Origin of the sequence: Pseudomonas sp. F8002 (genome assembly GCF_013385495.1) — a bacterium.
Classification (GTDB): Bacteria; Pseudomonadota; Gammaproteobacteria; order Pseudomonadales; family Pseudomonadaceae; genus Aquipseudomonas.
In genome coordinates this window covers 18,414-45,084 of sequence record NZ_JACAPW010000042.1, presented here as the reverse complement: position 1 = coordinate 45,084, position 26,671 = coordinate 18,414, and the positions used below count along the sequence as shown (strand labels likewise).

The following is a 26,671-nucleotide window of genomic DNA, read 5'->3' as shown; positions in this document are numbered from 1 at the left end:
TGGCTCCCCCCAAGGAAACTCCTGAGCGCTGCTCCCCGCAGCGCTTACGGGAGTGATGTGGGATGGCCGGGGGAAAACTTGCAGATCGTTTGGTTATGTCGTTAGAACCGACATTCGGAAACGACGCGGTCAACTGTGGGAGCTGTCGAGCTTTAGCGAGGCTGCGATGGTATCGCTGCGGTACATCTGAGAGGCCGAGGTGCTCGCATCGCAGGCAAGCCAGCTCCCACATTGACCGAGGTGAACCGTTTTCATGTGGCACTGACGGTCACCCACAACCCGGTCCGGCGGGTGATGTGGATCGGCAGGGTGCGCGCCAGGGTGTCGAGGATCTGGTCGGGATTGTCGAGGCGGTACAGGCCGCTGACCCGCAACCCTGCCACCGCCGGATCGAGGCGCAGCACACCGTTGTGATACGGGCGCAGTGCGTCGATCACCTCCACCAGCGGGCGGTCGCGCACTTGCAGGAAGCCATCGATCCAGGCGGTCGCGCCCGAGGAACTGGCGAGCACCGGTCCGAAGCCGAAGCGGTCATAAGTCACCTCGTGCCCGGCCTCCAGTTGCAGGCGTTCACCGTTCTGGCCGTCGATCTCCAGGGCGCCGTTGAGCGCCACCACGTGGCCCTGCCCTTCGCGCTCACGCAACAGCAGGCGATTGCCATCGGCGCGCACTCGGGCCTGGTCGGTCTGGATGAAAAACGGCCGGTGGCTGTCCTTGGCGATCTTCGCCAGCAACTCACCGTCGCGCAGGCGCACCACGCGGCGTTGTGGGTCGAATTGAATATCGGCGGCACTGCGGGCGTTGAGCAGTAACTCGCTGCCATCGGCCAGCTCTACAGTGCGCCGTTCGCCGGTGCCGGTGCGGATATCGGCGGTCAAATCCTCCACCACCGGCCGGGCCAGCCAACCGGCGCCCAGCACCAGGCCAGCGCCCACCAGGGCGCCGCGCAATACGGTGCGGCGGCTGGATGGCGCGTCCAGTGCCTGCTGCAATACCTTGCCGCTGACGCCTTGGGCCTGCGGAATTTGAAACACACCGAGGCGGGTTTCCAGTTGTTGGCACAAGGCTTCGTGACGCGGGTCTGCGGCGCGCCACTGATGGTAACGCTGCCAGTCGGCGGCACTCGCCTCGCCGGAGCGCAGCAACACCACCCAGCGAGTGGCGCTGTCGATCAGGTCGTCGCTCATTCCAGGCACAGCCGCAGGCAGCGGTTGACGGCACGGGTCATGTAGTCGCTGACCGAGCGTTGGGAAATGCCCAGCTCGGCCGCGATTTCCGGGTAGGTCAGGCCATTGAGTTGCGACAGCAGAAAGGTCGCCTTGACCTTGGCCGGCAAGCCGTCGAGCAACTGGTCGATGGCCTGCAGGGCTTCGAGCATCTGCGCCAAATCCTCAGGGGATGGCGCGGGCGAGGTTTCGTCCTGGTCGAGGGCGTCGAGGTAGGCGCGCTCCAGGTCACGGCGACGCCACAGCTGGTACATCAGGCGTTGGGCAATGGTGGTGAGCAAGGCGCGTGGCTGGCGGATCGGCGCCACGCCCGGGGAACTCAACAGTTGGACGAAGGTGTCGGCGGCGATGTCTTCGGCGTGGGCACGGGAATCGAGATGGCGGTGCAAACGGCCGCACAGCCAGTCGTAATGACTGCGGAACAATCCGCCCACGTAATCGCTGTGAGAAGTGTCGGCGCCGGACATAGTGGCTCCATCTGAGTAGGTTGCGCGTTATGTCCGGTGTTCCGGTGGAGCGATCCTAGCAAGGCTGCTTATTCTTTAATAATATTTAAAAGGTATTTTTATATAACCGATCGTTCCCACGCTCTGCGTGGGAATGCCGCCTTGGACGCTCCGCGTCTGCTTTGAAATGGTGACGCAGAGCGTCACAGGATGCGTTCCCACGCGGAGCGTGGGAACGATCATTGGAGGCGTGGATAACCCAAGGCTTCCGCCTGCTGCCGGTAATCCAGCAGCACCTGGTAATCCGCTTCGCTGGCGGGCAGCACTTCGTGTACGCCGAGGGTTTGCACCACTTCGGGCAGATCCTGCAAGGCCAGGTTCATGGCCTCCCGCAGGTGTTCACTTGAGCCCGGCGCGCTGATGTAAGGCAGCGTCGGGCTGGGCGCACTGCGGGTGACGATCCTCAGCCCGGCCACTTCCTCTGGCGCAAAACGGGCGAGGTAGTCGAAGGTCACGCTGTCGATGGCGGCAAGGTCGGCGCGATCTTCCCGCAGCCAGCGCAGGCTTTCGCGATGGGCGCCGCTGATGCCGACTTCGGCAAAGAACCGACCGCCCTGCTGCAGCGGCGCCAGGCGTTCGCGCAGCAGGTTCATGCCGCTGTTGGAGTCATGGCCGTTGATCACGCCGCGGCTGTCTTGGAAGTCGGCCAAGGCAACGCGGGGATTGTCGTCGCGGGTCAGCAGCAGGCTGCAATGCTGGCCGCCGCTGCTGTGGGGCAGTTCGTAGCGCGGGCGGCCAATCACCTGGACTTGCCCGCGCAGCTCGGTCATCAGCGGGTAGCCGCAGGTTTGCGTCAGCAGCAATTGCGGGGCACGCCACAGGCTGCGCAGGTCGAGATGATCAGCCTTGCGGCGGGTCGCGCCCAGGCGCTCAAGGATGCGCGAAAGCCAGCGCTCATTGGCCTGTTGCACCTGCTGCGGCGCCACGTACATCAGCAGTTCGGCGTAGCGGTCACTCATGGTCGTCTCTCAAGCAAAGGGGTGCCGTGGGCTGTCGATGGCCTTGAGCCCGTGACGGCCGATCAACTGGCCGTAACCCTGCACCAGGAACCCGCCGCTGCGCGCCACCCATTGTTCACGCCGCGCGCGGTACACGGTGGGCAGCAAATACCACGGCAGCTTCGGCAAGTCGTGATGCACCAGGTGCAGGTTGTTGTTGAGGAACAGCCAGGTCCACGGCCAGGCGGCTTCGTTAAGCACCGTGCGCTGTTCCGGTTGTGGGTGCGGGCGATGCTCATAGTAGGAACGGATCGCCGCCACCGACAAGGCCGGCACGCTGACCAGCGCCACGTAGTGCCACACCGGCAGCACGCTGTAGTGGGCGATGAAGGTCAGCATCAGCACGGTCACGGTGCCATGGCTCAGCCACATCAGCCACGCCTGGCGCTGGCCTTCGCGCAGGCGTCTGACCTCGTTGCGCGCCAGCTTCCACAGCGCCAGCGGCGAACCCAGCAGGAAGCGTCCCAGGACGGTCTTGGTCAGCCAATGCAAGGTGCGCTCGAACAGCGAACTGTCGTCCCACTGCCGCTGATTCAGGTAGCGGCTTTCCGGGTCGACACCGGGCACCGTCAGGTCTTCGTCGTTGTGGTGCACCAGGTGGCAGTTGCGGTACAGGGTGTAGGGGTACCAGACGGCAAACGGTGCGTAGCCGAGGAGTTTGTTCAAAGCAGTGAAGCGGGTGGGATGGCCGTGCAGCAGTTCGTGTTGCAGGGACATCCATAGCGCCACGAGCGGGATCAACAGTGCGGTACTCAGCCACAGGCCAAGCCAGTGGCTGGCGAGGATCACCGCAAACCAGCCGGCATAGACGCCGATCAACAGCAGCCAGGTCGGCCACTCGGTGCGGGCGGTAAAGGTCTGGGCCAGGGCTTCGATTTCCCGGCGCTGGGTTTCATCAAGGTAGTTGGACATCGGCAGCTCAGGGCAGGCGTGGCCGACGAAAAAGTCGGCTTCATCCTGCTCTGTGCAATGGGGCGGAAAAATCTTGCAGATCGTTTGGTGCTTAGCTTAGAACTTAATGACCGAACAGGTTGCTGTCGGTTTTCTTGGCCTTTTTCTCGGCGCGTTTTTCATCGGCGGTCTTTGCCGGTTTCTTCTTGTCAGCTTTCTTGGAATTCAGACCTTTGGCCATGATGCGTGCTCCACTTACAGGGGATGTAACACTGGGTATAACACCGATTGCCCAACAGAAGGCGCTTTGCCCGACTTATAATCTGCACCCCCTGGATTCGCGTGTTTGAAAACCATGCCCGAGTTGCACATCGACCGACTGGCAGAGCCGTTGTGGCCGCTGCTGAACAAGTTCTACCGCAGCCATAACTCACCAATGAAGGCCCTCAAGGGTGGCCAGTTGTGGGTGGCCAAGGGCAACGAGATTGTCGCGGGCCTGTGCCTGACGCCGGTGGTGGGCGGGCAGTGGCTGACCGGGCTGTTTGTCGACCCGGCGCTGCGTGGCCAGGGGCTGGCGGCGCAATTGATTCGCGCCTCGGTCGCAAGCGTTGAAGGCACGGTGTGGCTGCTGTGCCATCCGGACCTGGAAGGCTTTTATCAACGCCAGGGTTTTACCCAGGACACGTTGCTGCCGCAGTCCTTGTCGGAGCGCCTGGTGCGCTACAAACGCAACAAGCCGATGATCGCCATGGGCTTAGAACCGTTGGTGAGGTCGACCTTCAATAAAGTGTGATCAGCCGCTGTGGACCCCATGCTAGCCTCGGCGGCACCAGCGGCCCATTACAGGATGATCATGAAAGCGACCCTTGCAGCCTTATCCCTTGCAGCCCTCCTCGCCCCGGCCTTGAGCCAGGCAGCCGAAGCGCCGGTTTCCGCCGAGCAGTATGCAACCGTGCTCGCCGGCAGTTGGCGCGTGCCGGCCAACAGCGCGCGCGATGTTTATCGCCACCCGCAGCAGACCCTGGAATTCTTTGGCCTGCGGGCCGACCAGACCCTGATCGAAATCACCCCCGGTGGCGGCTGGTACAGCGAGCTGCTGGCGCCGCTGCTCAAGGATAACGGCCACTATATCGCCGCCGTGCAGGCGCCGAACAGCAGTGCCTACGCGCGTACATCAGAAGAAAACCTGAAAAAGAAATTCGCCGCAGACCCGGTGCATTATTCCAAGGCCGGCTTCGCCGAGTTCGACCCCAAGGCTCCGGTGCTGGGCAAGCCTGGCTCGGCCGACACCGTGCTGACCTTTCGCAACGTGCATAACTGGGTGATGGCGGATACGGCGCCGGCGATGTTCGAGGCGTTCTTCAAGGTGTTGAAACCGGGCGGCGTGCTGGGGGTGGTGGATCACCGGGCCAAGGACGGGGCGTCGCTGGAAGACATCAAGCACAGCGGTTACCTGACCACCGCGTACGTGGTGAAACTGGCGACGGATGCGGGGTTCAAGCTTGAGGGGCAGAGCGAGGTGAATGCCAACCCGAAAGATACCAAGGACTACCCGGATGGGGTCTGGACCTTGCCGCCGGCGTTGACGTTGGGGGAAAAGGACAAGGCGAAGTATGTGGCGATTGGTGAGTCGGATCGGATGACGTTGCGGTTTGTGAAGCCCGCAAAATAATCTGAATGCACGCAGAACAAATGTGGGAGCGGGCTTGCTCGCGAATGCGGTGGATCAGTCTATATCTTCGGTGACTGGCACTCCGCTTTCGCGAGCAAGCCCGCTCCCACAGTTTGATGTGTGTTTTGCCTGAGGGTTATTCGTCTGCGGTGGGATCCATATCCGGGAACATCACTTCGATAAACCCGAACTTGCTGAAATCGGTAATCCGCGATGGGTACAGCCGGCCGATCAGGTGATCGCACTCGTGCTGTACCACCCGTGCGTGAAAGCCTTCGGCAATCCGCACAATCGGCTCGCCCTTGGGGTCAAACCCTTCGTAGCGAATCTGCTGGTAACGGTCCACGGCCCCGCGCAAACCCGGCACCGACAGGCACCCTTCATAACCTTCTTCCAGCACCGGGCTAAGGGGCGTGATCAGCGGGTTGATGAGGATGGTCTGGGGCACGGCGGGCGCGTCCGGGTAGCGTTCGCTGCTCTCGAAACCGAAGATCACCAGTTGCAGGTCCACTCCAATCTGCGGCGCGGCCAGGCCGACGCCACCGACGTGTTCCATGGTCTGGAACATGTCATCAATCAACTGCCACAGCTCGGGGCTGTCGAACATTTCCGGCGGAACCGGCGGGGCAATGCGCAGCAGGCGCTCATCGCCCATTTTCAGGATTTCACGGATCATCGATCAGACTTCATCGGTAGTGGGCTTGAGTGAGTGGTCCCGGCCAAGGCCTGAGACATGTTGTTTGTCGTCGTGCTCGCCAAAGTCCTTTTCACCAGGATCCTTGCCTTCGGCCGACATGTGTTCGATCACCGCGTTCATCTCCGCCCCCAGCAACAGCACGGCAGCCGAGATGTAGAAGTACAACAGCAACACAATGATCGCGCCGATACTGCCATACATGGCGTTGTAGTCGGCAAAGGTTTTGACGTAGTAGCCAAAACCCAGGGAAGCGATGATCCACACCACCACCGCCAGCACCGAACCCGGTGTGATGAAGCGAAACTTTTGCTTCACGTCAGGCATCACGTAGTACATCAACGCCACGGCGAACATCAGCAGGATCACAATCAGCGGCCAACGCAGGATGGTCCACAGGGTGACCACGAATTCCTGCATGCCGATCTGCCCCGCCAGCCATTCCATCACCTGGGGCCCGAGCACCATCAGGGCGGCAGCGGCCAACAGCATGCCGGCGATGCCGATGGTGTAGAACACCGACAGCGGGAAACGCTTCCAGATCGGCCGGCCTTCCACTACGTCGTAGGCGGCGTTCATCGCGCTCATCATCAGGCGCACACCCGCCGAGGCGGTGTACAGCGCAATCACGATACCCACCGACAGCAGGCCACCCTTGGATTGCTGCAACTGGTCGATCACCGGGTTGACCTGCTCCAGGGCCTGGGGCGGCAACACCAGTTCCGATTGCATGCGCAGCCAGGTGAAAAAGTCCGGCAGGTGCAGGAAACCGATCAGGGCGATCAGGAACAGCAGGAAGGGAAACAGCGAGAACAGCATCTGGTAGGCCAGTGCCGAGGCGTACGTAGGCATTTCGTCATCGACGAACTCTTTGACGGTGCGCACCAGCACTTTGTGCAGGGGCAAGCCTTGTAATACCGGAAAAATCATAGCGTCTCCTTTCGCCGCAAAAAGTTGAGTTCGTGGGCGACTCAGGGGCCGTTTTCTACATCAAGGTAGCCCATTTGGCGACCTTGAAACAATTTCCAAACTTTAATCACTGCAGGTGACACAAAAACGGCCATCCGTGGATGGCCGTCGGGCTGCTGGAGTGCAGGCAGCCAGGTCGGGACTATTTGACCGCTTTCTTTACTGCGTCCTTGGTGTCGCCGACTGCTTTTTGCACTTCACCTTTCTTTTCCTGAACCACGCCTTCAGCCCGCAACTTGTCGTTGCCGGTGACTTTGCCAACACCTTGCTTGATGTTGCCTACGGCCTCGTTCGCCAAACCTTTTGCCTTATCCGATGTGCTGCTCATGGTATTTCTCCTGGGAACAATCAAGGATTTTGGTCACTACGTAGTCGTTGACCCTTGGCCTTTCCAGAGAGTTTCAATTATTTTTTCAGCGGCATTTCATCGCGCCGTACAGGTTTGGCTTTATGTTTTGCGGCCAACCCACGAGAATGCCGGGCACATCCAGGCGCAAGCGCTGGGTAACAGATCCCGTAGGAAGGTTATGAAACTCAATAAAGCACAGGCCATTGCCCGCAGAAACCAGGAACTGGGCGGTGCCGTACTCGGTGTCAACAACTGCCACTTCACCGACCTGGACCGCAAACGCAACATCTGGTGGTTCGACCTGCCGGTGGGCCGGATTGCCGTGGGCCAGTACGAGTGGATCCACTTGTTGATGCACAACGCCGAGAGCGACCAGTTGCTGCACCTGAAGGTGCCAACGGTGTTTTTGCGCGAGAAGCTGGAAGGCCTGGTGGTGCGCAATGCCGGCAAGCGCAAGCCGGAGATTACCCTGGAGCTGAGTGCCGACAAGGACTCGTTCCTCAAGGACGTACGCCCGGCCGGTGCCGGTGTGAGCTTCGCGCAGTTCGCACTGTAGGAATACGGTCTAAACCTGTGGGAGCGGGCTTGCCTGCGATGGCGGTGGGTCAGCTAACACTGCTTTGACTGGCCCACCGCTATCGCAGGCAAGCCAGCTCCCACATTTGGATTGCATTCCAAGTGGCCGGATCAGCGTTCAATAAAAAGCCCCGCATCTGCGGGGCTTTTTGTTGGGGCCGATTTACTTCTTCAAGCCCAGCTTTTTCAGTTCTTCATCCCGCAGTTCGCGGCGCAGGATCTTGCCCACGTTGGTGGTCGGCAGCGCATCGCGGAATTCCACGGCCTTGGGCACCTTGTAGCCGGTGACGTTGGCGCGCATGTGCTCCATCACCTGGTCTTTGGTCAGGCTGGCACCCGGCTTGACCACGATGAAAATCTTGATGTGTTCCCCGGATTTCTCGTCCGGCACACCAATGGCCGCGCATTGCAGCACGCCCGGCAGGGTCGCCAGCACGTCTTCCAGCTCGTTGGGGTAGACGTTGAAACCGGAGACCAGAATCATGTCCTTCTTGCGGTCGACAATGCGCATGTAGCCATCCGGCTGGATGATCGCGATGTCACCGGTCTTCAGCCAGCCTTCGCTGTCGAGGATCTCGGCGGTGGCGTCTTCGCGCTGCCAGTAGCCCTTCATCACTTGCGGGCCCTTGACGCACAACTCGCCCACTTCACCCAGCGCCAGTTCGACGCCGTCATCGGTGATGACCTTGCACAGGGTCGACGGCACCGGAATGCCGATGGTGCCGATCTGGATGTTCTGGATCGGGTTCACGGTGGCCACCGGGCTGGTTTCGGTCATGCCGTAACCTTCGCAGATGGAGCAGCCGGTGACCGCTTTCCAGCGCTCGGCCGCCGCCAGTTGCAGGGCCATGCCGCCGGACAGGGTGACTTTCAGCGCCGAGAAATCCAGCTTGCGGAAGGCATCGTTGTTGCACAGCGCAACGAACAGCGTGTTCAGGCCGACAAAGCCGCTGAACTTCCACTTCGACAGTTCCTTGACCATCGCCGACAGGTCGCGCGGGTTGCTGATCAGGATGTTGTGGTTGCCGATCAGCATCATCGCCATGCAATGAAAGGTGAAGGCATAGATGTGGTACAGCGGCAGCGGGGTAATCAGGATCTCGCAACCTTCATTCAGGTTGGAGCCCATCAGCGCCTTGCACTGCAGCATGTTGGCGACGAGGTTGCGGTGGGTCAGCATCGCGCCCTTGGCCACGCCCGTGGTGCCGCCGGTGTATTGCAGCACGGCGACTTCGTCGCTGGCGGGGCTGACTTCGTTCACCGGCTGGCCGTGGCCCTTGGCCAGGACGTCGTTGAACTTGATCGCCTTGGGCAAGTGATAGGCCGGGACCATCTTCTTCACGTACTTGATGACGCTGTTGATCAGCAGGCGCTTGAGCGGCGGCAACAGGTCGGCGACTTCGGTGACGATCACGTGCCGGACGGAAGTCTTGGGCACGACTTTTTCAGCCAGGTGCGCCATGTTGGCCAGGCAGACCAGGGCCTTGGCACCGGAGTCGTTGAATTGGTGTTCCATTTCCCGCGCGGTGTATAGCGGGTTGGTGTTGACCACGATCAGGCCAGCACGGATGGCGCCGAACACGGCGACCGGGTATTGCAGGACGTTGGGCAGTTGCACGGCGATTCGATCACCGGGCTGCAAGTCGGTATGCTGTTGCAGGTAAGCGGCGAAGGCGCCGGACAGTTCGTACAGTTCACCGTAGGTGATTGTCTTGCCCAGGTTGCTGAAAGCCGGTTTGTTGGCGAAGCGTTGGCAGGACTGCTTCAGTACCGCCTGAATATTCGGATACTCGTCTGGATTGATTTCTGCAGCAATCCCGGCGGGGTACTTATCCTTCCAAAAGTCTTCGATCATGGAAGCCCACTCCTCAGCGACGCGAATTCATTCATCGCATTTGATGCGATTATTATTTGTTTGTTTTTGGGTGAGTCTGGCGGTTAAAAGCAGGCCAAGAGGTCACAAAGCGCGCCGAGAGTAGCAGCTTTGCCAAGGGCCGCCTAGAGCCAAAAGAGGCCCCTACGGTCATAAACATGACTCAAGAATATCTAATGGTCATTTTTAGAGCAAAGATTCTATAAGCCTGGAAAGGGCTCTGGAATGGGCTTCTACGCATTTAAACTGAATGAATAAAAACCAAATGTGGGAGCGGGCTTGCTCGCGAAAGCGCAGTGTCAGTCACAGGATATGTCGACTGGTACACCGCTTTCGCGAGCAAGCCCGCTCCCACATTTTTTGACCTTATTTCAAATCAGGCTATGTCGCGCAATTCGCGCCGCAGGATCTTGCCCACCGGCGTCATCGGCAACGACTCACGCAGCACAATATGCTTGGGCACCTTGTAGCCGGTGAAGTTGGCCTTGCAGTAGGTCTTCAGCTCTTCAAGGCTCACGCCTTGGGCACGGGCCACCACAAACAGCTTCACCGCCTCGCCGGTACGCTCGTCCGGTACGCCGATCACCGCGCAGCTGGCCACTGCCGGATGCGCCATCACCACGTCTTCGATCTCGTTGGGGTACACGTTGAACCCCGAGACGATGATCAGATCCTTCTTGCGATCAACGATGCGCACAAAGCCGTCCGGGTCGATCACCGCGATATCGCCGGTCTTGAGCCAGCCTTCGGCGTCCAGGGTCTCGGCAGTGGCCACCGGTTGCTGCCAGTAGCCCTTCATCACTTGCGGGCCCTTGATGCACAGCTCGCCCCGCTCGCCCAGCGGCAGCTCCGCGCCGTTGTCGTCGATGATCTTCATCGCCGTGCCCGGCACCGGAATGCCCACGGTGCCCAGCTTCGATTTGCCGCCATAGGGGTTGGTGCTGGCCACCGGTGAGGTTTCGGTCAAGCCGTAGCCTTCACCAATCGCGCAGCCGGTCAGTTGCTGCCAGCGCTCGGCCGTGGCCTTGACCAGTGCGGTGCCGCCGGAGTTGGTGAGCTTGAGGTGGGAGAAATCCAGGCTCTTGAAGTCCGGGTGGTCCATCAAGGCCACGAACAGGGTGTTGAGCCCCAGCAGCCCGGTGAAGCGCCACTTTTTCAGCTCCTTGATAAAGCCGCCAATGTCCCGGGGATTGGTGATCAGTACGTTGTGGTTGCCCGATACCATCATGCACATGCAATTCGCGGTGAAGGCATAGATGTGGTACAGCGGCAGCGGCGCCACCATCACCTCCTGGCCTTCCTTGATCAGCGGATGGCCGTCGTCCCCCAGTTGCGACATGCACGCCCGCACTTGCTGCATGTTGGCCACCAGGTTGCCGTGGGTAAGCATTGCGCCCTTGGCCAGGCCGGTGGTGCCGCCGGTGTATTGCAGCACCGCGATGTCGTCGAGGGTCACCGGGTGGCGGTTGAGTGCCTGGCCGGCGCCCATGCGCAGGGCGCGCTTGAAGGAGATGGCTTGCGGCAGGTTATAGGCCGGGACCATCTTCTTGACCTTGTCGACCACGGTGTTGATCAGCCAGCCTTTGGCGGCGGGCATGAAGTCGCCCATCTTCGCTTCGATCAGGTATTCGATCTCGGTGTCCTTGCTGACTTCTTCAACCCGCGAGCCAAACAGGTTCAGGTACACCAGCGCACGAATGCCGGCATCCTTGAATTGGTGACGCATTTCCCGCGGGGTGTACAACGGGTTGGTGTTGACCACGATCAGCCCGGCGCGCAGGGCGCCGAACACGGCAATCGGATAATGCAGGACGTTGGGCATCTGCACGGCAATGCGGTCACCCGGCTTGAGGTCGGTGTGCCACTGCAGGTAACCGGCGAACGCGGCGCTGCGCCGATCCAGCTCGGCGTAGGTCAGGGTGATCCCCATGTTGCTGAACGCCGGACGATCGGCAAAGGTCTTGCAGGAACGCTCGAAGACTTCGATCACCGATTTATAGGCTGTGAGGTCGATCTCGTTGGGAACCCCGGCTGCGCGTTTGTCATTCCAGAAATCAGGTTGCATTATTCTTGTCCTCTTACCTGAGTGGTCCGGCCGCTTTTGATGTTGCGATGAAAGCGGAGCTTTGGGGACGTTAGCAGCTATGGTCAATCAGGCAAATACAACAAGATGCGTCATTGATTGTGTGAATCTCCCCGCCAAGGCCAGCGCTGATCCAGCGGCCTGCGGTGAATGAGCTATACACTGCAACGACCCTGAGCAAAGGAAGCGCCATGAACCACACCACTTTCTGGCTGACCGCGAATGACCGCAGTCGGGTGTACGTCAACCAGTGGCTGCCGGACGGGCCGCCCAAGGCGCTGATCATGCTGGCCCACGGCATGGCCGAGCACAGTGGCCGCTATGCCCGCCTGGCCCAGGCGCTGTGTGATGCCGGCTACGGCCTGTACGCCCCCGACCAGCGCGGCCACGGGCGTACCGCCGACGAGGGCACCCTGGGGCTGTTCGCCGAGAAAGACGGCTGGAACAAGGTGGTGGGCGACCTGGCGAGCCTCAACCAGCATATCGGCCAGCAAGCGCCGGGGGTGCCGATCATCCTGCTGGGCCACAGCATGGGCAGCTACATTGCCCAGGCGTACCTGCTGCACCACAGCGCGAGCCTTAACGGGGCGATTCTCAGCGGCTCGAATTTCCAGCCGGTGGCGCTGTACGGCGCGGCCAAGGTGATTGCCCATGTCGAACGCCTGCGCCAGGGGTTGCGCGGGCGCAGTGCGCTGATTGATTTCCTGTCATTTGGATCGTTCAACAAGGCGTTCAAACCCAATCGCACCGCTTTCGACTGGCTCAGCCGTGACCCGGCCGAGGTCGACAAGTACGTCAGCGACCCGCTTTGCGGCTTCCGTTGCACCAACCAGCTGTGGATCGACCTGCTGGGCGGCTTGCAGCAAATCAGCAAAGCGTCCAATCTCGCTCAGATAGACCCGGGGCTGCCGATCCTGATAATGGGCGGTGAATGTGATCCGGTCAGTGAAGGCAAGCGTCTCAAAAGTCTGGCCAACGCGTTGCGCGAAGCCGGCTGCCAGCACCTGGAGCTGAGCATTTACCCACAGGCGCGCCACGAATTATTCAACGAAACCAACCGTGATGCGGTCACAGCCGACGTGCTGACGTGGCTGGCCCAGGCAGCAGTGCTGCGCCGCCCTACTCGCTGCGAATGATTTTTCGTTTAAAATCAATATATTAAGATTTCTGATTAGCCACAGGATGCACCAACTGATGACCCAGGTTACCAACACGCCTTACGAAGCCCTCGAAGTCGGCCAGACCGCCAGCTACAGCAAGACCGTCGAAGAGCGCGATATCCAGTTGTTCGCGGCAATGTCCGGCGACCACAACCCGGTGCATCTGGACGCCGAATTCGCCAAGGCGACCATGTTCAAGGAGCGCATTGCCCACGGCATGTTCAGCGGCGCCCTGATCAGCGCGGCGGTTGCGTGCGAGTTGCCTGGGCCCGGCACGATCTATATCGGCCAGCAAATGACCTTCCAGAAGCCGGTCAAAATCGGCGACACCCTGACCGTGCGTCTGGAAATCCTCGAGAAGCTGCCGAAATTCCGCGTGCGCATCGCCACCCGCGTATTCAACCAGCGCGACGAGCTGGTGGTAGACGGCGAAGCCGAGATCCTCGCGCCACGCAAGCAGCAGACCGTGACCCTGACCGAACTGCCGGCCATCAGCATCGGTTGAACGAACGCCCATGAAAAAGCCCCGCATCTGCGGGGCTTTTTTATTCAGGCGGGGCTCAAGACTGAGCGCGAGCCTGGTTACGCAGGGCTTTCACCTGGTCGTGGTTGCGTTGCGCGCCGTGGAACTGACGCTCTACCAGGTCACGAATGCCCAGCAGGTTGTGCTTGTTAATCTTCTCGATCGCTTCTTTGTAAGCCTTCAGTGCGTGGTCTTCACCGCGCTCGGCTTCGTTCAGCACGGCTTCTTCGTCTTTACCGGTCACCATCGACTTCACGTCGACCCAACCACGGTGCAAGGCACCGGCGACGCTGCCGGAGTCTTCCGGATCGCCACCCAGCGCTCTTACTGCGGTCTGCAGTTCGGCAGCGGCGGTACCGCAATCAACGGAACGTTTGGCAAACAGGGCTTTGAGTTCTGGGTGCTTGATGTCTTCTGCGCAGGTCTTGAAGCCTTCCTGGCCGTCTTTGCTGGTCTCGATCAGGTCGTTGAGTACGGAGATCGATTCTTTGTTGATATCAGTCATTTTTCAATTCCTTCGCGGGTTAAGAAACGTGTATTAGTAATTGCAGCGCCCGTGCCAGCTTTTGAAAAACAATTTATTACTTAAATTTCAATAAGTTAGCTAATACACAAAAATCTGTATCCGCTTTATTTGCATGATCTGTCATTTGGCCTCCATGCAGAATGCCTGTATTTTCCAAGGCATCGACTCAAACACCTGAAGCCGCAATGAACCCTGAAAAACTTGAACTGCTGATCACCCGCGAAATGCCCTTCGGCAAGTACAAGGGCCGGATCATTGCCGACTTGCCCGGCCCCTACCTGAACTGGTTCGCCCGTGAAGGTTTCCCCCACGGCGAACTGGGCGGGTTGCTGGCCCTGATGCAGGAAATCGACCACAACGGTTTATCCGAACTGCTGGAACCCCTACGCGCCAAGCACGGCAAGCCCGCCCCTCGTCATTAATAGAGCACGCACATGGACAGTACCCGCGACGAACAACACTGGCACGCCATCGCCCAGCGCTACGACCTGGAGCCCGGCCCGATCAACCTCGAAAACGGTTATTTCGGGCGCATGAGCCGCGCGGTACTTGAGCAGTATCAGGACAACGTCGCCTTCATCAACCGCAGCAACTCGATCCATGTGCGCCAGCGTTTCGAGCAGGGCGAAAACGTCGAGATCCGTAACCAGTTGGCGCAATTGATGGACGCCGATCCTGAAGCCATCGCCCTCACCCGCTGCGCCTCGGATGCGTTGCAGTCGCTGATCCGCAACTACAACCGCTTGCAGCCCGGCGACCAGGTGCTGATCAGCGACCTGGAGTACGACACCGTCAAGGGCGCCATGCGCTGGCTGGCGCAGAATCGCGGCGTAGAAGTGATCGAGATTGCCCACGAACACCCGGCCAGTTTCGACAGCCTGGTGCAGACGTATCGCGATGCGTTCCTGCGCTATCCCCGCCTGAAACTGCTGGCACTGACCTACGTGACCCACCGCACCGGGCTGGTGATGCCGGTGGAGGCGATTGCCGGCGCTGCCAGGGAACATGGAATTGATGTGATCCTCGATGGCGCCCATGCGCTGGGGCAGATCGAGTTCAACCTGGCGCAGTTGGGTATCGCGTTTGCCGGTTTCAACCTGCACAAGTGGATCGGTGCGCCGTTGACCCTGGGCTTTATTTATATCGACCCGCAACGGTTGGCGGACATTGATCCGGACATGGGTGAGTTTCACTATCCGGTGACCGATGTACGTGCCCGCACGCCGTACAGCACGCCGAATTTCCCGGCGTTGATGACCTTGCCGCTGGTGTTCGAAGAGCATCGTTTGCTGGGTGGATCCAGAGCCAAGGGCGCCCGCCTTAATTACCTGCGGGATTTGTGGGTGAGTGAGGTGCGGCAGTTGCCGGGAATTGAAGTGCTGACGCCCGACGATCCACGGCTGTATTGCGCGATCACGTCGTTCAAGTTCACTGACAAGCAGGATCAGCAGGTGATGGCGGAGCGACTGCTCAAGGAATACAACCTCTTCACCACAACCCGCAGCGGGGCGTCGTTCGGCAGTTGTATTCGGGTGACACCAGGCTTTTTGACGTCAGCGGCAGACATTCATGCGCTGATCAAAGCCATCACCGAACTCTGCAAAAACTAATCCGTAGCAGCTGTCGAGCGCCAGCTGCTACGGGGGTGGTGTCTTGGGTTTTCCTCCAGGCAAAAAAAAGCGGCACACCGACCAAGTGCACCGCAAAAATGCCGTAGAACACAGCAACAACGATTCGGTAAATCCAATCAGTCCAGCAGGGCCAGCGCCTCGGCGGTGGTTTCCTGGATGCGTGCCCAGTCGCCGTTCTTGACCCATTCCGGATCAAGCATCCAGCTACCGCCCACGCACATCACATTTTTCAACGCCATGTAGCTCTTGATGTTGGCCGGGCCAACACCGCCAGTCGGGCAGAATTTCACTTCGCCAAACGGGCCGCCCAGGGCCTTGATGGCCGCCACACCACCGCTGACTTCAGCCGGGAACAACTTGAAACGGCGATAACCCAGGCCATAACCTTCCATGATCCCGGAGGCATTGCTGATGCCCGGCAACAGCGGAATCGAGCTGTGTACCGAGGCTTCCAGCAGGTCACGGGTAATCCCGGGAGTGACGATAAATTGCGAACCGGCCACTTCGGCCGCTTCCAGCATATGACGATCCAGCACGGTACCGGCACCGGTGCACAGCTCCGGACGCTGCTCACGCAGTACCTGGATGGCCTTGAGGCCGAACTGCGAACGCAGGGTCACTTCCAGTGCGGTCAAACCACCGGCTGCCAGGGCATCGGCCAGCGGCAGGATGTCCTGTTCACGGGCAATGGTGATCACCGGCAGGATCCGCGCCTTGGCGCACAGGCTGTCGATCAAGGCAACTTTGTCCGCCATGGAAACGGTAGGTTGAGGGCTGTTCATCGCGGCTGATCCTTGGCTCATGGGCACCAGTAAATCTCTAGAGTAGGTTGCAAAAACGCGCGTATCGGCATGGCAGCAACGTCGTCACTGGCCAGCGCGGCGCTCAAGGTGGTCAATTTCGAGCTGCCGGAAATCGACAGCACGGTGTAGTGGGCGGTGGCCAGCAGCGCGCGACTCATGGTCAGGCGCTGGTGCGGCACGGTCGGCGCCAGCATCGGCCAGCAACGACGGCTGCCGTCCGGCTTCAACGCTTCAGCCAGGTTCGGGCTATTGGGGAACAGCGACGCGGTGTGGCCGTCGTCGCCCATGCCCAGTACCAGCACATCAATCGTCGGCAACTCGGCCAGCAGGCGATCGGCCTGCTCGGCAGCGTCGTCAAGGGTGGCGGCGACGCTGTACAGGCTCAGGAACTTGGCCTTGGCCGCCGGGCCTTGCAGCAAATACTTCTTCAACAGGCCGGCATTGCTGTCGGCATGTTCCACCGGCACCCAGCGCTCGTCGGCCAGGGTGATGGTCACCTTGGACCAGTCCAGGCCTTGCTTGGCGAGGTTCTGGAAGAACGCCACCGGGCTGCGGCCGCCGGACACCACCAGGGTCGCTTCGCCACGGGCACTGATGGCCGCGCGCAGTTGTTCGGCCACGTCATTGGCCAAGCCATCCGCCAGCAGCACCGGGTTGCGGTACTCATGGGCAGTCACGCCCTGAGGCAGTTTCAAATCAGATATCGCCATACCAAGACCTCCCGTCCCGCGTGATCAGTGCAATCGAGCTCATTGGCCCCCAGGACCCCGCCGCGTACGGCTTGGGCGCATCACCGGATTTTTTCCACCCGGCGATCAACTGGTCACACCACTTCCACGCGGCTTCGATTTCATCTTTGCGCACAAACAGGTTCTGGTTGCCACGCATTACTTCCAGCAACAGCCGCTCGTAGGCATCGGGAATCCGTGCGCTGCGATAGGTGTCGGAAAAATTCAGTTGCAGCGGGCCGCTGCGCAGTTGCATGCCCTTGTCCAGGCCCTGCTCCTTGGTCATCACGCGCAAGGAAATCCCTTCGTCCGGTTGCAGGCGGATGATCAGTTTGTTGCTGATCTGCAAGCGCTGCTCGGGGGCGAAGATGTAGTGGGACGGTTCCTTGAAGTGGATGACGATCTGCGACAGTTTTTGCGGCATGCGCTTGCCGGTACGCAGGTAGAACGGCACCCCGGCCCAACGCCAGTTACGGATATCGGCACGCAGGGCGACGAAGGTCTCGGTGTCGCTCTGGGTGTTGGAGTTCTCTTCTTCCAGGTAACCCGGCACCGGCTTGCCGGCGCTGTAGCCGGCGATGTATTGGCCACGTACCACCTGGGTGGTCAGGCCGTCCGGGCTGATGGGCGCCAGGGCCTTGAGCACCTTGACCTTCTCGTCCCGAATACTGTCGGCAGACAGGTCGGCCGGCGGGTCCATGGCGATCAGGCACAGCAGCTGCAGCAGGTGATTCTGGATCATGTCCCGCAGCTGCCCGGCCTTGTCGAAATAGCCCCAGCGACCTTCGATGCCTACTTGCTCGGCCACGGTGATTTCCACGTGGGAGATGTAGTTCTGGTTCCACTGGGTTTCAAACAGGCTGTTGGCAAAACGCAGGGCGATCAGGTTCTGGACGGTCTCTTTGCCCAGGTAGTGGTCGATGCGGTAGGTGCGGTTTTCCGGGAAGAACTGCGCCACGGCGTCGTTGACCTTGCGCGAGGAATCCAGGTCCGAACCGATGGGTTTTTCCAGGACCACGCGGGTATTTTCCGCCAGGCCGACCTTGGACAGGTTCTCGCAGATCGCGCCATACACCGCCGCCGGGGTGGCGAAGTAGGCAATCAGGCGTTGTTCAGTGCCGGCGTTCTCTGCCAGGGCGACGTAGTCATCGGCCTTCAGGAAGTCGACGTGCAGGTACGTCAGGCGGGCCAGGAAACGCTGGGCGACGGTTTCGTCCAGTTCCTTGCCAACGTAACCACGCAATTCTTTTTCGATGTGGGCCAGGTGCTGTTGCTCGGAACCGGCCTCACGGGCCAGGGCCAGGATGCGCGTGTCTTCGTGCAGCAGGCCCGCACCATCGAGTTGATAGAGGGCAGGAAATAACTTGCGCAGCGCCAGATCACCCAAGGCGCCAAACAGGGCAAAGGTGCAGGGTTCTACGGTTATCGAAGGCATGATGTTTGTTCTTTTATCAAGTTAAGCTACAAATACCTTTTTTTAAGGCATCACTCAAGGAAAAATGTAGTAATAACCACAACATTTTCCCGAAAAACGTATTCCGAGTGGTGGTGTTCAACTACCCTCAGTAGGATAGGCCACCGCAAAGGGCCGCTCGTCGATTGGTTGACGACCCTTATTTGCATCGTCGCCCTAAGGAAACATGAATGGACCGCGTGCGAAATCTACTGGAACAGATCCAGAAACGCCTCGAAGAACTGAACAAGGCTGAACGTAAAGTCGCCGAGGTCATCCTGCTCAACCCGCAGCAGGCGACCCGCTTCTCTATCGCCGCCCTCGCCCAGGCCGCTTCGGTCAGCGAACCTACAGTGAACCGCTTCTGCCGCTCGTTCGGCGTGAGTGGTTACCCTGAACTTAAATTGCAGCTGGCGCAAAGCCTGGCCAGTGGCGCGGCGTATGTCAGCCGCGCGGTGGAGGCCGATGATAACCCGGAGGCCTACACCCAGAAGATCTTCGGCAGTGCCATCGCGTCCCTCGACAGCGCCTGCCAGGCCCTGGACCCGAACCTGATCAGCAAGGCCGTCGACCTGCTGATCCAGGCTCGGCAGATCCACTTCTTCGGCCTGGGTGCTTCGGCGCCGGTGGCCATGGACGCGCTGCACAAGTTTTTCCGTTTCAACCTGTCGGTCACGGCCCACGCCGATGTGCTGATGCAGCGGATGATCGCCTCGGTGGCCCACACCGGGGAGTTGTTCGTGATCATTTCCTACACCGGGCGTACCCGTGAACTGGTGGAAGTAGCACGTATTGCGCGGGAAAACGGCGCCTCGGTGCTGGGGGTGACCGCCGAAAATTCGCCGCTGGCCAAGGCCAGTACGGTGAGCCTGAACATTCCGTTGCCGGAAGACACCGACATCTACATGCCGATGACCTCGCGGATCATTCAGTTGACGGTGCTGGATGTACTGGCGACGGGCATGACCTTGCGTCGCGGAGTGGATTTCCAGCCGCACTTGCGCAAGATCAAAGAGAGCTTGAACGACAGCCGGTATCCGGTTGGGGATGAATTCAACTAGGCCCGAATCTACTGTGAATGTGCCGGCCTCTTCGCGAGCAAGCCCGCTCCCACATTCGACTGCATTCCAAAAGTGGAGCTCGGTCTAATGTGGGAGCGGGCTTGCTCGCGAAAGCGGCATCAGCAACACCGGAACATCCGGATCAAGCCCCCGCCCTCGCCTGCAAACTCAAATGCGCCCGCTCCCCCGGCGCCAGGCTCGCAGCAGCCATCGCCGACTCCACACACACAAACCCCGCAGCCTCGTTGAAGCTCACCCCCAGCAACGGTCGACTCCCCGGGTGCCACACCACCGTGTCGGCACTCTCGCCGGTGTCGATGCACAATTCGCGCTGCCAGGCATGGTCCTTGAGGTGCAGTTCACCGTCGTGCTGGAACACCCGCTGACACCCACCATCGACACGCAACTCACCTTCCTGCTGGCACGCCTGGCGATTCAGCTGGTCGTAGCCCTGCGCGCCATCGAGCCCAGACAGCGCTATCTCACCAACGTTGCCAATCCGCCAATAAGCGTGCAAAGCATGGCTCAATTGGCACGGCAGCTCGTCCTGGTGCTCGGTGGCCAGGCGCAGCTCCAGGGTTTCCCCCAGGTGTGCATGCAGGTCCACCTGCCAGTCGCATAGCTGCAATTGCCAGTGCAAACGCACGCCGTCGTCGTCGGTGCTGCTGTCCAGCAATTTCCAGTCGATCAGCCGTGCCCAGCCATGGGACGGCCAGGCGTTTTCGCTGGGATGGCGGCCATACCACGGCCAACACACCGGCACGCCGCCACGGATGGCGCCGACCTGCGGCCACTTGGCCGCGCACCACAGCCAGGGCTTCTGACCCGTGGGCTGAAAGTGCAGCAATTGCGCGCCCTGGCGACTGAACACCGCCTGGCAGAGCGGGTGATCAATCACCAGCACATCGCGCATCTGGAAGCGTTCCCAGGCGAATACCGGCCGCTCGCGCAGGGATTTGAAAAAGCGTTGCAGCGGATGCTCATGCATGTGCCACGGTCCTGAATATCTTTGCAGGCGCTGGCTTGCCTGCGATGGCATCGCCTCGGTGTGGCAGATACACCGCGGGGCTCGCATCGCAGGCAAGCCAGCTCCCACACAAAAAAAAGCGGATAGCCATGGCTACCCGCAAAATGCGCACAGAGAGAAGGAGCTTATCGCAACAACGTTAGAACGTAGACTGAATTTTCAGGCCCGCTACCACCGCGTTGTCGACTTGCTTAACACCACCTGGGTTGGCGATGTATTGCAGGTTGGGACGCACGGTCAGCCAGTTGGTGACGTGGATGCCGTAGTTGAGTTCGACGTTGTACTCCGTGTTACGCAGCGGTGCGTAACCCGATTGGTCGTAATCCGTGAAACCGCCGGCCGCGTTGAGCAACTCAGCATTTTTCTTCACGTCACTGTTGGCATGGATACGGGATACACCGATACCCACGTCATCTTTTGTACGTGCGTCGAATGGACCTTTATACACAAGCATCAGCGACTGGTAGTTGTCGACCAGGTTGGTGTCTTTGTCGTGGAAGGTGACGTTGGCCGCGATGTTCAAGCCGCGGGAAGCATCGCCATTGTGGGTGGTGAGTTGCTGTTGCAGAACGCCCCAGTAACCGCTTTTGCTGCTGCGAACGCGGAAGGCTGCGCCCGTGGTGCCAGCATCGTTACCGTTGACGTCTTCACGTACGTCGGTAGCGTCGGCGGTGCTCTTGTAGTAACCCACACGGTATTCGCCCGGCAGGCCATTGACCTTCGGCGACCAGACCAATTCAACCGGCAATACGGTGCCTTTGGTGCCGCTGCCGCTGAGCTTGAAGCCGTTGCCGTGCTCCAGTTGCGACGGGTTCTGGTTGTACGCACCGATTTGCGCATACAGCTCAGGCGTGATGTTGTACTTCACGCGGATAGCCGCCTGGCTGACGGGCCAGTTGTACCAGGTGTTTACATAGTTACCGACCTGCGAGCCACAGAACGACAGGTTCTGGAAGTCGCACGGGAAGGTGTTGAAGTCTTCGCCTTCACCGAAGTAACCGAGTTTCACGTCCAGCTTGTTGTCGAACATCTGGTGCTGAATCCAGAACTGGGTCAGACGCACCATGTGGCCTCGGCCGTCGACTTCCTGAGACGAGCTCAAGGTGCCGGCACGCGGGTCACCAATACGGTCGTTGGAAATGTTTGCGCCATTACGATTGGTCAACTGGATCTTGGCCTGGGTGTTGTCCCAGCCCCACAGCTTTTGCAGGTCCAGTGCCACGCCCAGACCGAACTGGTCAGCGTAACGGGCAGTCTTGTCGTTGTTGTAGCCACCGCTGAGGTTGCCACCGACTTCACCGACGTAATCCGCCTTGATGTCGATACCTTGCTCGATCAGCTTGGTACGCTCGCCGCCCCAATCGCCGGTCATCCACTTGGAATCGGCGCTGAACGCGTCGTCCGCCATCGCATTGGCGGACAGTACCAGGGCGGCTGCTGCTGACAGTTGGCAGATCAGCCGGGTGTTGTTGTGGTGCTTTTTCATCCCTACATCCTCGTCTTTATTGTTATTAACTGTTTTTATCTAACGCGGTTTACTTCTTTGTGAGAGCAGGACTCTCACAAAAGCCCCTACACATCATTTGAAACTTCAGCGTCCCTTGAATTGAGCAACGTTGTCCGCACGATCCTGTGCCGGCAACGAGGTGGCAGTGCCCAGGCGCTCGCCGGTCTTGGCGTCGAACAGCAACACCTTGGCCGGGTCGAACTGCAAGGTCAGGGTCTCGCCCACTTGCGGCGCCACATCGGGCGCCAGGCGGCAGCAGACCTTGGTGTCATTGATTTGCACGAACACCAGGGTGTCCGGACCGGTCGGCTCGGTGACTTGCACCTCGGCCCGAATGGTCGGCGCGCCGGTGGCTTCGGCGGCGGCCAGCACGATCTGCTCCGGGCGCAGGCCCAGGATCACTTCGCGGTCTTCAAGACCGGCATCGTTCATGTTCAATGGCAATTCACAGCGGGCCTGGCCGCTGTCCAGCAGCGCCACCAGGCGGCCGTCCTTGCGTTGCAGGCGCAGTGGAATGAAGTTCATCGGCGGCGAACCGATGAAGCTCGCCACGAACAGATTGGCCGGGTCGTTGTAGATCTCTTTCGGCGTGCCGAACTGCTGGATGATGCCGTCCTTCATGACCGCCACTTTGTCGCCCAGGGTCATCGCTTCGATCTGATCGTGGGTGACGTAGACGGTGGTGGTTTTCAGACGCTGGTGCATCAGTTTCATTTCGGTACGCATCTCGACCCGCAGCTTGGCGTCGAGGTTGGACAGCGGTTCGTCGAACAGGTAGATCTTCGGGCGACGCGCCAGTGCCCGGCCCATGGCCACACGCTGTTGCTGGCCACCGGAAAGCTGGCCCGGCTTGCGATTGAGCAGGTGCTCGATCTGCAGCAGCTTGGCCACTCGCGCCACTTCTTCATCGATCGCCGCCTGGGGCATCTTGCGAATCTTCAGGCCGAATTCGATGTTCTCGCGCACGCTCATGGTCGGGTACAGCGCGTAGGACTGGAACACCATGGCGATGTCACGATCCTTGGGGCTCATGCCGCTGACGTCCTGGTCGCCGATCATGATCGCGCCACCGGTGATGTTTTCCAGGCCGGCAATGCAGTTCATCAGGGTCGACTTACCGCAACCCGAAGGGCCGACCAGGATCAGGAACTCACCTTCCTTGATCGACAGTTCGATGTTCTTCAGGGTGTCCGGCAGGCCGGTACCGTAGGTCTTGTTTACGTTACGAAGTTCGAGCGTTGCCATGATTACCCCTTGACCGCGCCGGCCGTCAGGCCGCGCACGAAATACTTGCCTGCGACCACATAGACCAGCAGGGTCGGCAGCCCGGCGATCATCGCCGCCGCCATATCAACGTTATATTCCTTGACCCCGGTACTGGTGTTGACCAGGTTGTTCAGCGCCACCGTGATGGGCTGCGAATCACCGCTGGAGAACACCACGCCGAACAGGAAGTCGTTCCAGATCTGCGTGAACTGCCAGATCAGGCACACCATGATGATGGGTGTCGACATCGGCAGGATGATCAGGCGGAAGATCGTGAAGAACCCCGCGCCATCCAGGCGAGCCGCCTTCACCAGTGCATCGGGAATGCTGACGTAGTAGTTACGGAAGAACAGTGTAGTAAACGCCAGTCCGTAGACGATGTGCACGAACACCAGGCCCGTGGTGGTACTCGCCAGGCCCATCTTGCCGAGGGTGAACGAGGCTGGCAGCAGCACGGTCTGGAACGGCAGGAAGCAGCCGAACAGCAACAGGCCGAAGAACAACTGCGAACCACGGAAGCGCCACATCGACAGCACATAGCCGTTCAACGCACCGATGGCGGTGGAGATCAGTACCGCCGGAACGGTGATCTTGATCGAGTTCCAGAAGTAGCCGTCAACCGTGGCCCAGGCTTTCACCCAGCCAATGCCGGTGATCACGGTGGGCCAGCTCAGCAGGTTGCCGGTGCTGATGTCTTCCGGGGTCTTGAAGCTGGTGAGCAACATGACCACCAACGGCACCAGGTACAGCAGGACAGCGAGAATCAGCACCGCGTAGATCGCGACGCGGCTCAGGCTGATGGCAGGTTTGCCAGCAAGACTAGTCATTGCGCTTGGTCCTCAGCTCGGAGTACAGGTAAGGCACGATGATCGCGAGAATCGCACCGAGCATCAGAATCGCACTGGCCGAACCCATGCCCATCTGGCCGCGGCTGAAGGTGAAGGAGTACATGAACATCGCCGGCAGGTCGGAGGAGTAACCCGGACCACCCGCCGTCATGGCCGCCACCAGGTCGAAGCTCTTGATCGCGATGTGCGCCAGGATCATTACTGCACTGAAGAACACCGGGCGCAGGCTTGGCAGCACCACTTTCCAGTAGATGCGCGGCATGCTCGCGCCGTCGATCTGCGCGGCACGGATGATCGATTGATCAACACCGCGCAGGCCGGCAAGGAACATCGCCATGATGAAGCCCGAGGCTTGCCATACAGCAGCGATCACCAGGCAATACACCACACGGTCCGGGTCGATCAGCCAGTCCAGGCGGAAGCCTTCCCAGCCCCAGTCACGCAGCAGTTTGTCCAGGCCCATGCCCGGGTTGAGCAGCCATTTCCAGGCGGTACCGGTGACGATCATCGAGAGCGCCATCGGGTACAGGTAAATGGTGCGGATAAAACCTTCGCGACGGATTTTCTGGTCGAGGAAAATCGCCAGGGTCACGCCGATCACCAGGGTGATGCCGATGAACATGCCACCGAACACCGCGAGGTTCTTGCTCGCGACCCACCAGCGGTCGTTGTCGAACAAGCGCACGTATTGCGCCAGGCCTACGAACTTGTAGGTCGGCAGGAAAGTCGAGTTAGTGAACGACAGCACGAACGTCCACAGGATGTAGCCATAGAAGCCCACCAGAACGATGAACATGCTCGGCGCCAGCACCAGTTTGGGTAGCCAGCGCTGCAGTGCATCGAACGGCGAGGCTTTGCTGAACACAGCAACAGAACTCATGGGAAAATCCAGTACAGGGAAAAAGGACTACAGGAACATGCCTTGTGGGGGTTAGGGGTCCCCCCACAAGGCCATTCAGTGCTAACCGTTACTTGGCAGACTTGATCGCTGCCGCGAGTTTCTTCGCGGTATCGGCAGGATCAGCTTTCGGGTCATTGATGTAGTTGGTCACGACATCAAAGAACGCGCCTTGTACCGCCAGCGTGGTTGCCATGTTGTGGGCCATGCTTGGTTGCAGGCCGCCAGTCTTGGCATCCGCCAGGAAGTCCTTGGCAGCAGTCTGGGCGCAGGAGTCGAAGCCGTATTTGCCCATGTCTTGCAACATGTCGATACGAACCGGGATCGAGCCTTTGTTGATGCTGAAGACTTTCTGGAAGTTTTCGCTCAGCACGACCTTGGCGATGTCCTGCTGGCCGGCAGCAGTGCCCTTGTCTTTCTGCTTGAACGCAGCGAGGGAGTCGATGTTATAGGTGAACGCCTTGTCGGTGCCCGGGAAGGCTACGCACTCGTAGTCTTTGCCGGCGACTTTCTTGGCGGCGGTCCATTCACTCTTGGCCCAGTCACCCATGATCTGCATGCCGGCCTTGCCATTGATGACCTTGGCGGCTTCCAGGTTCCAGTCCTGGCCCTTGCCGTCGGCGTCCATGTAGGTCGCGACTTTCTTCAGCTCGGTCAGGGACTTGATCATTTCAGGGCCGGTCAGGGCTTTTTCGTCGAGGTCGACCAGGGCTTTCTTGTAACCGTCAGCCCCCATGACCGAGAGCACGACCGCTTCGAAGACGGTGCTGTCCTGCCAAGGCTGGCCACCGTGGGCGAGCGCAATGAAGCCGGCTTTTTTCAGCTTGTCGCCAGCGGCGTAGAATTCTTCGAGGGTGGTAGGCGGTTTTTCGATACCGGCTTTCTTGAACACTTCCGGGTTGATCCACAGCCAGTTGACGCGGTGAATGTTCACCGGCACGGCCACGTAGTTACCTTCGTACTTCACGGTATCGGAGACTTTCTTGTCCAGCAGGCTGTCCCACTTCTCTTCTTTGGCGGGTTCCTTCAGGACGTCGGTGTCGAGCAGCCCGGTGGACGCCCATTCCTGGATGTCGGGGCCTTTGATCTGGGCCATGCCTGGCGGGTTGCCAGCAACGGCGCGGCTTTTCAGTACGGTCATGGCAGTGGAACCGCCACCGCCGGCGACGGCACCGTCTTTCCAGGTGAAACCGTCTTTTTCAACTTGGGCCTTCAGGACATCTACTGCCGCTTTCTCGCCACCCGAGGTCCACCAATGCACAACTTCAACCGTCCCTTTCGAGTCGGCGGCAAAAGCACTGAGGGGAAACAACGAGGCAACGGAAATAGCTACGGCGAGGCGACTGATCGCTTTCATCTGAGTACCTTTTTTCTTGTTGTTATGCATGCAAGTCGGTGCTTGC

27 protein-coding genes are annotated in these 26,671 nt (G+C 59.9%); 8 read left to right on the top strand and 19 right to left on the bottom strand.

Annotation, left to right across the window (positions count from 1 at the left end; translation table 11 throughout):
* Positions 1-251: 251 nt before the first annotated feature.
* The 4 genes from HX811_RS28150 to HX811_RS28135 all read right to left on the bottom strand — a co-directional run bounded on the left by HX811_RS28150 (position 252) and on the right by HX811_RS28135 (position 3,642).
* Positions 252-1,187: a FecR domain-containing protein gene (locus HX811_RS28150; RefSeq protein WP_177048353.1), complete on the bottom strand. Its 936-nt coding sequence runs from the start codon at positions 1,185-1,187 to the stop codon at positions 252-254.
* On the bottom strand, positions 1,184-1,693 hold the full coding sequence (locus HX811_RS28145) for a sigma-70 family RNA polymerase sigma factor (protein ID WP_003213062.1): 510 nt from the start codon (positions 1,691-1,693) through the stop codon (positions 1,184-1,186). The genes HX811_RS28150 and HX811_RS28145 overlap by 4 nt, the downstream gene beginning before the upstream one ends.
* Before the next feature lie 218 nt (positions 1,694-1,911).
* Positions 1,912-2,691: a phosphate/phosphite/phosphonate ABC transporter substrate-binding protein gene (locus tag HX811_RS28140; RefSeq protein ID WP_177048351.1), complete on the bottom strand. Its 780-nt coding sequence runs from the start codon at positions 2,689-2,691 to the stop codon at positions 1,912-1,914.
* A 9-nt stretch (positions 2,692-2,700) separates the two neighbouring features.
* Complete coding sequence (locus tag HX811_RS28135) at positions 2,701-3,642, bottom strand: fatty acid desaturase (RefSeq protein ID WP_177048349.1); 942 nt, start codon at positions 3,640-3,642, stop codon at positions 2,701-2,703.
* A 334-nt stretch (positions 3,643-3,976) separates the two neighbouring features.
* Between HX811_RS28135 and HX811_RS28130 the strand changes: the two genes are divergently transcribed.
* Together HX811_RS28130 and HX811_RS28125 are read left to right on the top strand one after the other, a co-directional pair.
* The gene (locus tag HX811_RS28130; protein ID WP_177048391.1) at positions 3,977-4,414 is read left to right on the top strand and encodes a GNAT family N-acetyltransferase; all 438 of its coding nucleotides are present in this window, start codon (positions 3,977-3,979) and stop codon (positions 4,412-4,414) included.
* Between the two features lie 60 nt (positions 4,415-4,474).
* Entirely contained in the window at positions 4,475-5,293 is an 819-nt protein-coding gene (locus HX811_RS28125; protein ID WP_003213051.1) for a class I SAM-dependent methyltransferase, read from the top strand.
* Between the two features lie 136 nt (positions 5,294-5,429).
* Here HX811_RS28125 and def read toward each other — a convergent pair whose 3' ends face one another.
* The 3 genes from def to HX811_RS28110 all read right to left on the bottom strand — a co-directional run bounded on the left by def (position 5,430) and on the right by HX811_RS28110 (position 7,284).
* Complete coding sequence (def, locus tag HX811_RS28120; RefSeq protein WP_003213049.1) at positions 5,430-5,969, bottom strand: peptide deformylase; 540 nt, start codon at positions 5,967-5,969, stop codon at positions 5,430-5,432.
* Positions 5,970-5,972: 3 nt separating this feature from the next.
* Positions 5,973-6,917, bottom strand: coding sequence for a YihY/virulence factor BrkB family protein (locus HX811_RS28115; RefSeq protein WP_177042825.1), 945 nt, complete (start codon positions 6,915-6,917; stop codon positions 5,973-5,975).
* A 181-nt stretch (positions 6,918-7,098) separates the two neighbouring features.
* The gene (locus tag HX811_RS28110) at positions 7,099-7,284 is read right to left on the bottom strand and encodes a CsbD family protein (RefSeq protein WP_003213044.1); all 186 of its coding nucleotides are present in this window, start codon (positions 7,282-7,284) and stop codon (positions 7,099-7,101) included.
* A 199-nt stretch (positions 7,285-7,483) separates the two neighbouring features.
* Between HX811_RS28110 and HX811_RS28105 the strand changes: the two genes are divergently transcribed.
* Positions 7,484-7,861, top strand: a complete 378-nt coding sequence (locus HX811_RS28105; protein WP_003213043.1) for a hypothetical protein — start codon at positions 7,484-7,486, stop codon at positions 7,859-7,861.
* 183 nt (positions 7,862-8,044) lie between these two features.
* On the opposite strand, the gene fadD1 is transcribed toward HX811_RS28105, so the two are convergent.
* Positions 8,045-9,736, bottom strand: a complete 1,692-nt coding sequence (gene fadD1 / locus HX811_RS28100; RefSeq protein ID WP_003213041.1) for a long-chain-fatty-acid--CoA ligase FadD1 — start codon at positions 9,734-9,736, stop codon at positions 8,045-8,047.
* Between the two features lie 394 nt (positions 9,737-10,130).
* Complete coding sequence (gene fadD2 / locus HX811_RS28095; protein WP_003213039.1) at positions 10,131-11,819, bottom strand: long-chain-fatty-acid--CoA ligase FadD2; 1,689 nt, start codon at positions 11,817-11,819, stop codon at positions 10,131-10,133.
* Positions 11,820-12,028: 209 nt separating this feature from the next.
* Here fadD2 and HX811_RS28090 point away from each other — a divergent pair, with 209 nt between their 5' ends.
* Both HX811_RS28090 and HX811_RS28085 read left to right on the top strand, forming a co-directional pair.
* Positions 12,029-12,973, top strand: coding sequence for an alpha/beta hydrolase (locus HX811_RS28090; RefSeq protein ID WP_003213037.1), 945 nt, complete (start codon positions 12,029-12,031; stop codon positions 12,971-12,973).
* A gap of 58 nt (positions 12,974-13,031) precedes the next feature.
* Positions 13,032-13,502, top strand: a complete 471-nt coding sequence (locus HX811_RS28085; protein WP_003213034.1) for a MaoC family dehydratase — start codon at positions 13,032-13,034, stop codon at positions 13,500-13,502.
* 55 nt (positions 13,503-13,557) lie between these two features.
* Here the strand turns inward: HX811_RS28085 and HX811_RS28080 are convergent, their stop codons facing one another.
* A complete protein-coding gene (locus HX811_RS28080; protein ID WP_003213033.1) occupies positions 13,558-14,025 on the bottom strand; it encodes a PA2169 family four-helix-bundle protein in 468 nt (155 codons plus the stop codon).
* Between the two features lie 206 nt (positions 14,026-14,231).
* Between HX811_RS28080 and HX811_RS28075 the strand changes: the two genes are divergently transcribed.
* Positions 14,232-14,468: a DUF3820 family protein gene (locus HX811_RS28075; protein WP_003213031.1), complete on the top strand. Its 237-nt coding sequence runs from the start codon at positions 14,232-14,234 to the stop codon at positions 14,466-14,468.
* A 12-nt stretch (positions 14,469-14,480) separates the two neighbouring features.
* Positions 14,481-15,656, top strand: coding sequence for an aminotransferase class V-fold PLP-dependent enzyme (locus HX811_RS28070; RefSeq protein ID WP_177048347.1), 1,176 nt, complete (start codon positions 14,481-14,483; stop codon positions 15,654-15,656).
* A gap of 137 nt (positions 15,657-15,793) precedes the next feature.
* Here the strand turns inward: HX811_RS28070 and HX811_RS28065 are convergent, their stop codons facing one another.
* The 3 genes from HX811_RS28065 to zwf are packed head-to-tail and all read right to left on the bottom strand — an operon-like array spanning position 15,794 to position 18,643.
* Positions 15,794-16,459 carry a bifunctional 4-hydroxy-2-oxoglutarate aldolase/2-dehydro-3-deoxy-phosphogluconate aldolase gene (locus HX811_RS28065; RefSeq protein ID WP_003213027.1) on the bottom strand — a complete coding sequence of 222 codons (666 nt, stop codon included), beginning with the start codon at positions 16,457-16,459 and terminating at the stop codon, positions 15,794-15,796.
* 17 nt (positions 16,460-16,476) lie between these two features.
* Entirely contained in the window at positions 16,477-17,190 is a 714-nt protein-coding gene (gene pgl / locus HX811_RS28060) for a 6-phosphogluconolactonase (protein ID WP_087693179.1), read from the bottom strand.
* Positions 17,177-18,643, bottom strand: a complete 1,467-nt coding sequence (gene zwf / locus HX811_RS28055) for a glucose-6-phosphate dehydrogenase (protein WP_003213023.1) — start codon at positions 18,641-18,643, stop codon at positions 17,177-17,179. Before zwf ends, pgl begins: the two co-directional genes overlap by 14 nt.
* A 218-nt stretch (positions 18,644-18,861) precedes the next feature.
* Between zwf and HX811_RS28050 the strand changes: the two genes are divergently transcribed.
* Positions 18,862-19,722: a MurR/RpiR family transcriptional regulator gene (locus tag HX811_RS28050; protein WP_173406104.1), complete on the top strand. Its 861-nt coding sequence runs from the start codon at positions 18,862-18,864 to the stop codon at positions 19,720-19,722.
* A gap of 142 nt (positions 19,723-19,864) precedes the next feature.
* Here HX811_RS28050 and HX811_RS28045 read toward each other — a convergent pair whose 3' ends face one another.
* The 6 genes from HX811_RS28045 to HX811_RS28020 form a co-directional block, all read right to left on the bottom strand.
* Positions 19,865-20,710, bottom strand: a complete 846-nt coding sequence (locus HX811_RS28045) for a D-hexose-6-phosphate mutarotase (protein ID WP_003213018.1) — start codon at positions 20,708-20,710, stop codon at positions 19,865-19,867.
* Between the two features lie 178 nt (positions 20,711-20,888).
* Positions 20,889-22,235: a carbohydrate porin gene (locus HX811_RS28040; RefSeq protein WP_003213016.1), complete on the bottom strand. Its 1,347-nt coding sequence runs from the start codon at positions 22,233-22,235 to the stop codon at positions 20,889-20,891.
* A 105-nt stretch (positions 22,236-22,340) separates the two neighbouring features.
* A complete protein-coding gene (locus HX811_RS28035; RefSeq protein WP_003213014.1) occupies positions 22,341-23,501 on the bottom strand; it encodes an ABC transporter ATP-binding protein in 1,161 nt (386 codons plus the stop codon).
* Positions 23,502-23,503: 2 nt separating this feature from the next.
* Positions 23,504-24,349, bottom strand: a complete 846-nt coding sequence (locus tag HX811_RS28030) for a carbohydrate ABC transporter permease (protein WP_003213012.1) — start codon at positions 24,347-24,349, stop codon at positions 23,504-23,506.
* A complete protein-coding gene (locus tag HX811_RS28025) occupies positions 24,342-25,250 on the bottom strand; it encodes a carbohydrate ABC transporter permease (protein ID WP_003213011.1) in 909 nt (302 codons plus the stop codon). Before HX811_RS28025 ends, HX811_RS28030 begins: the two co-directional genes overlap by 8 nt.
* An 88-nt stretch (positions 25,251-25,338) precedes the next feature.
* Positions 25,339-26,625: an ABC transporter substrate-binding protein gene (locus HX811_RS28020; RefSeq protein WP_177048345.1), complete on the bottom strand. Its 1,287-nt coding sequence runs from the start codon at positions 26,623-26,625 to the stop codon at positions 25,339-25,341.
* Positions 26,626-26,671: the final 46 nt, after the last annotated feature.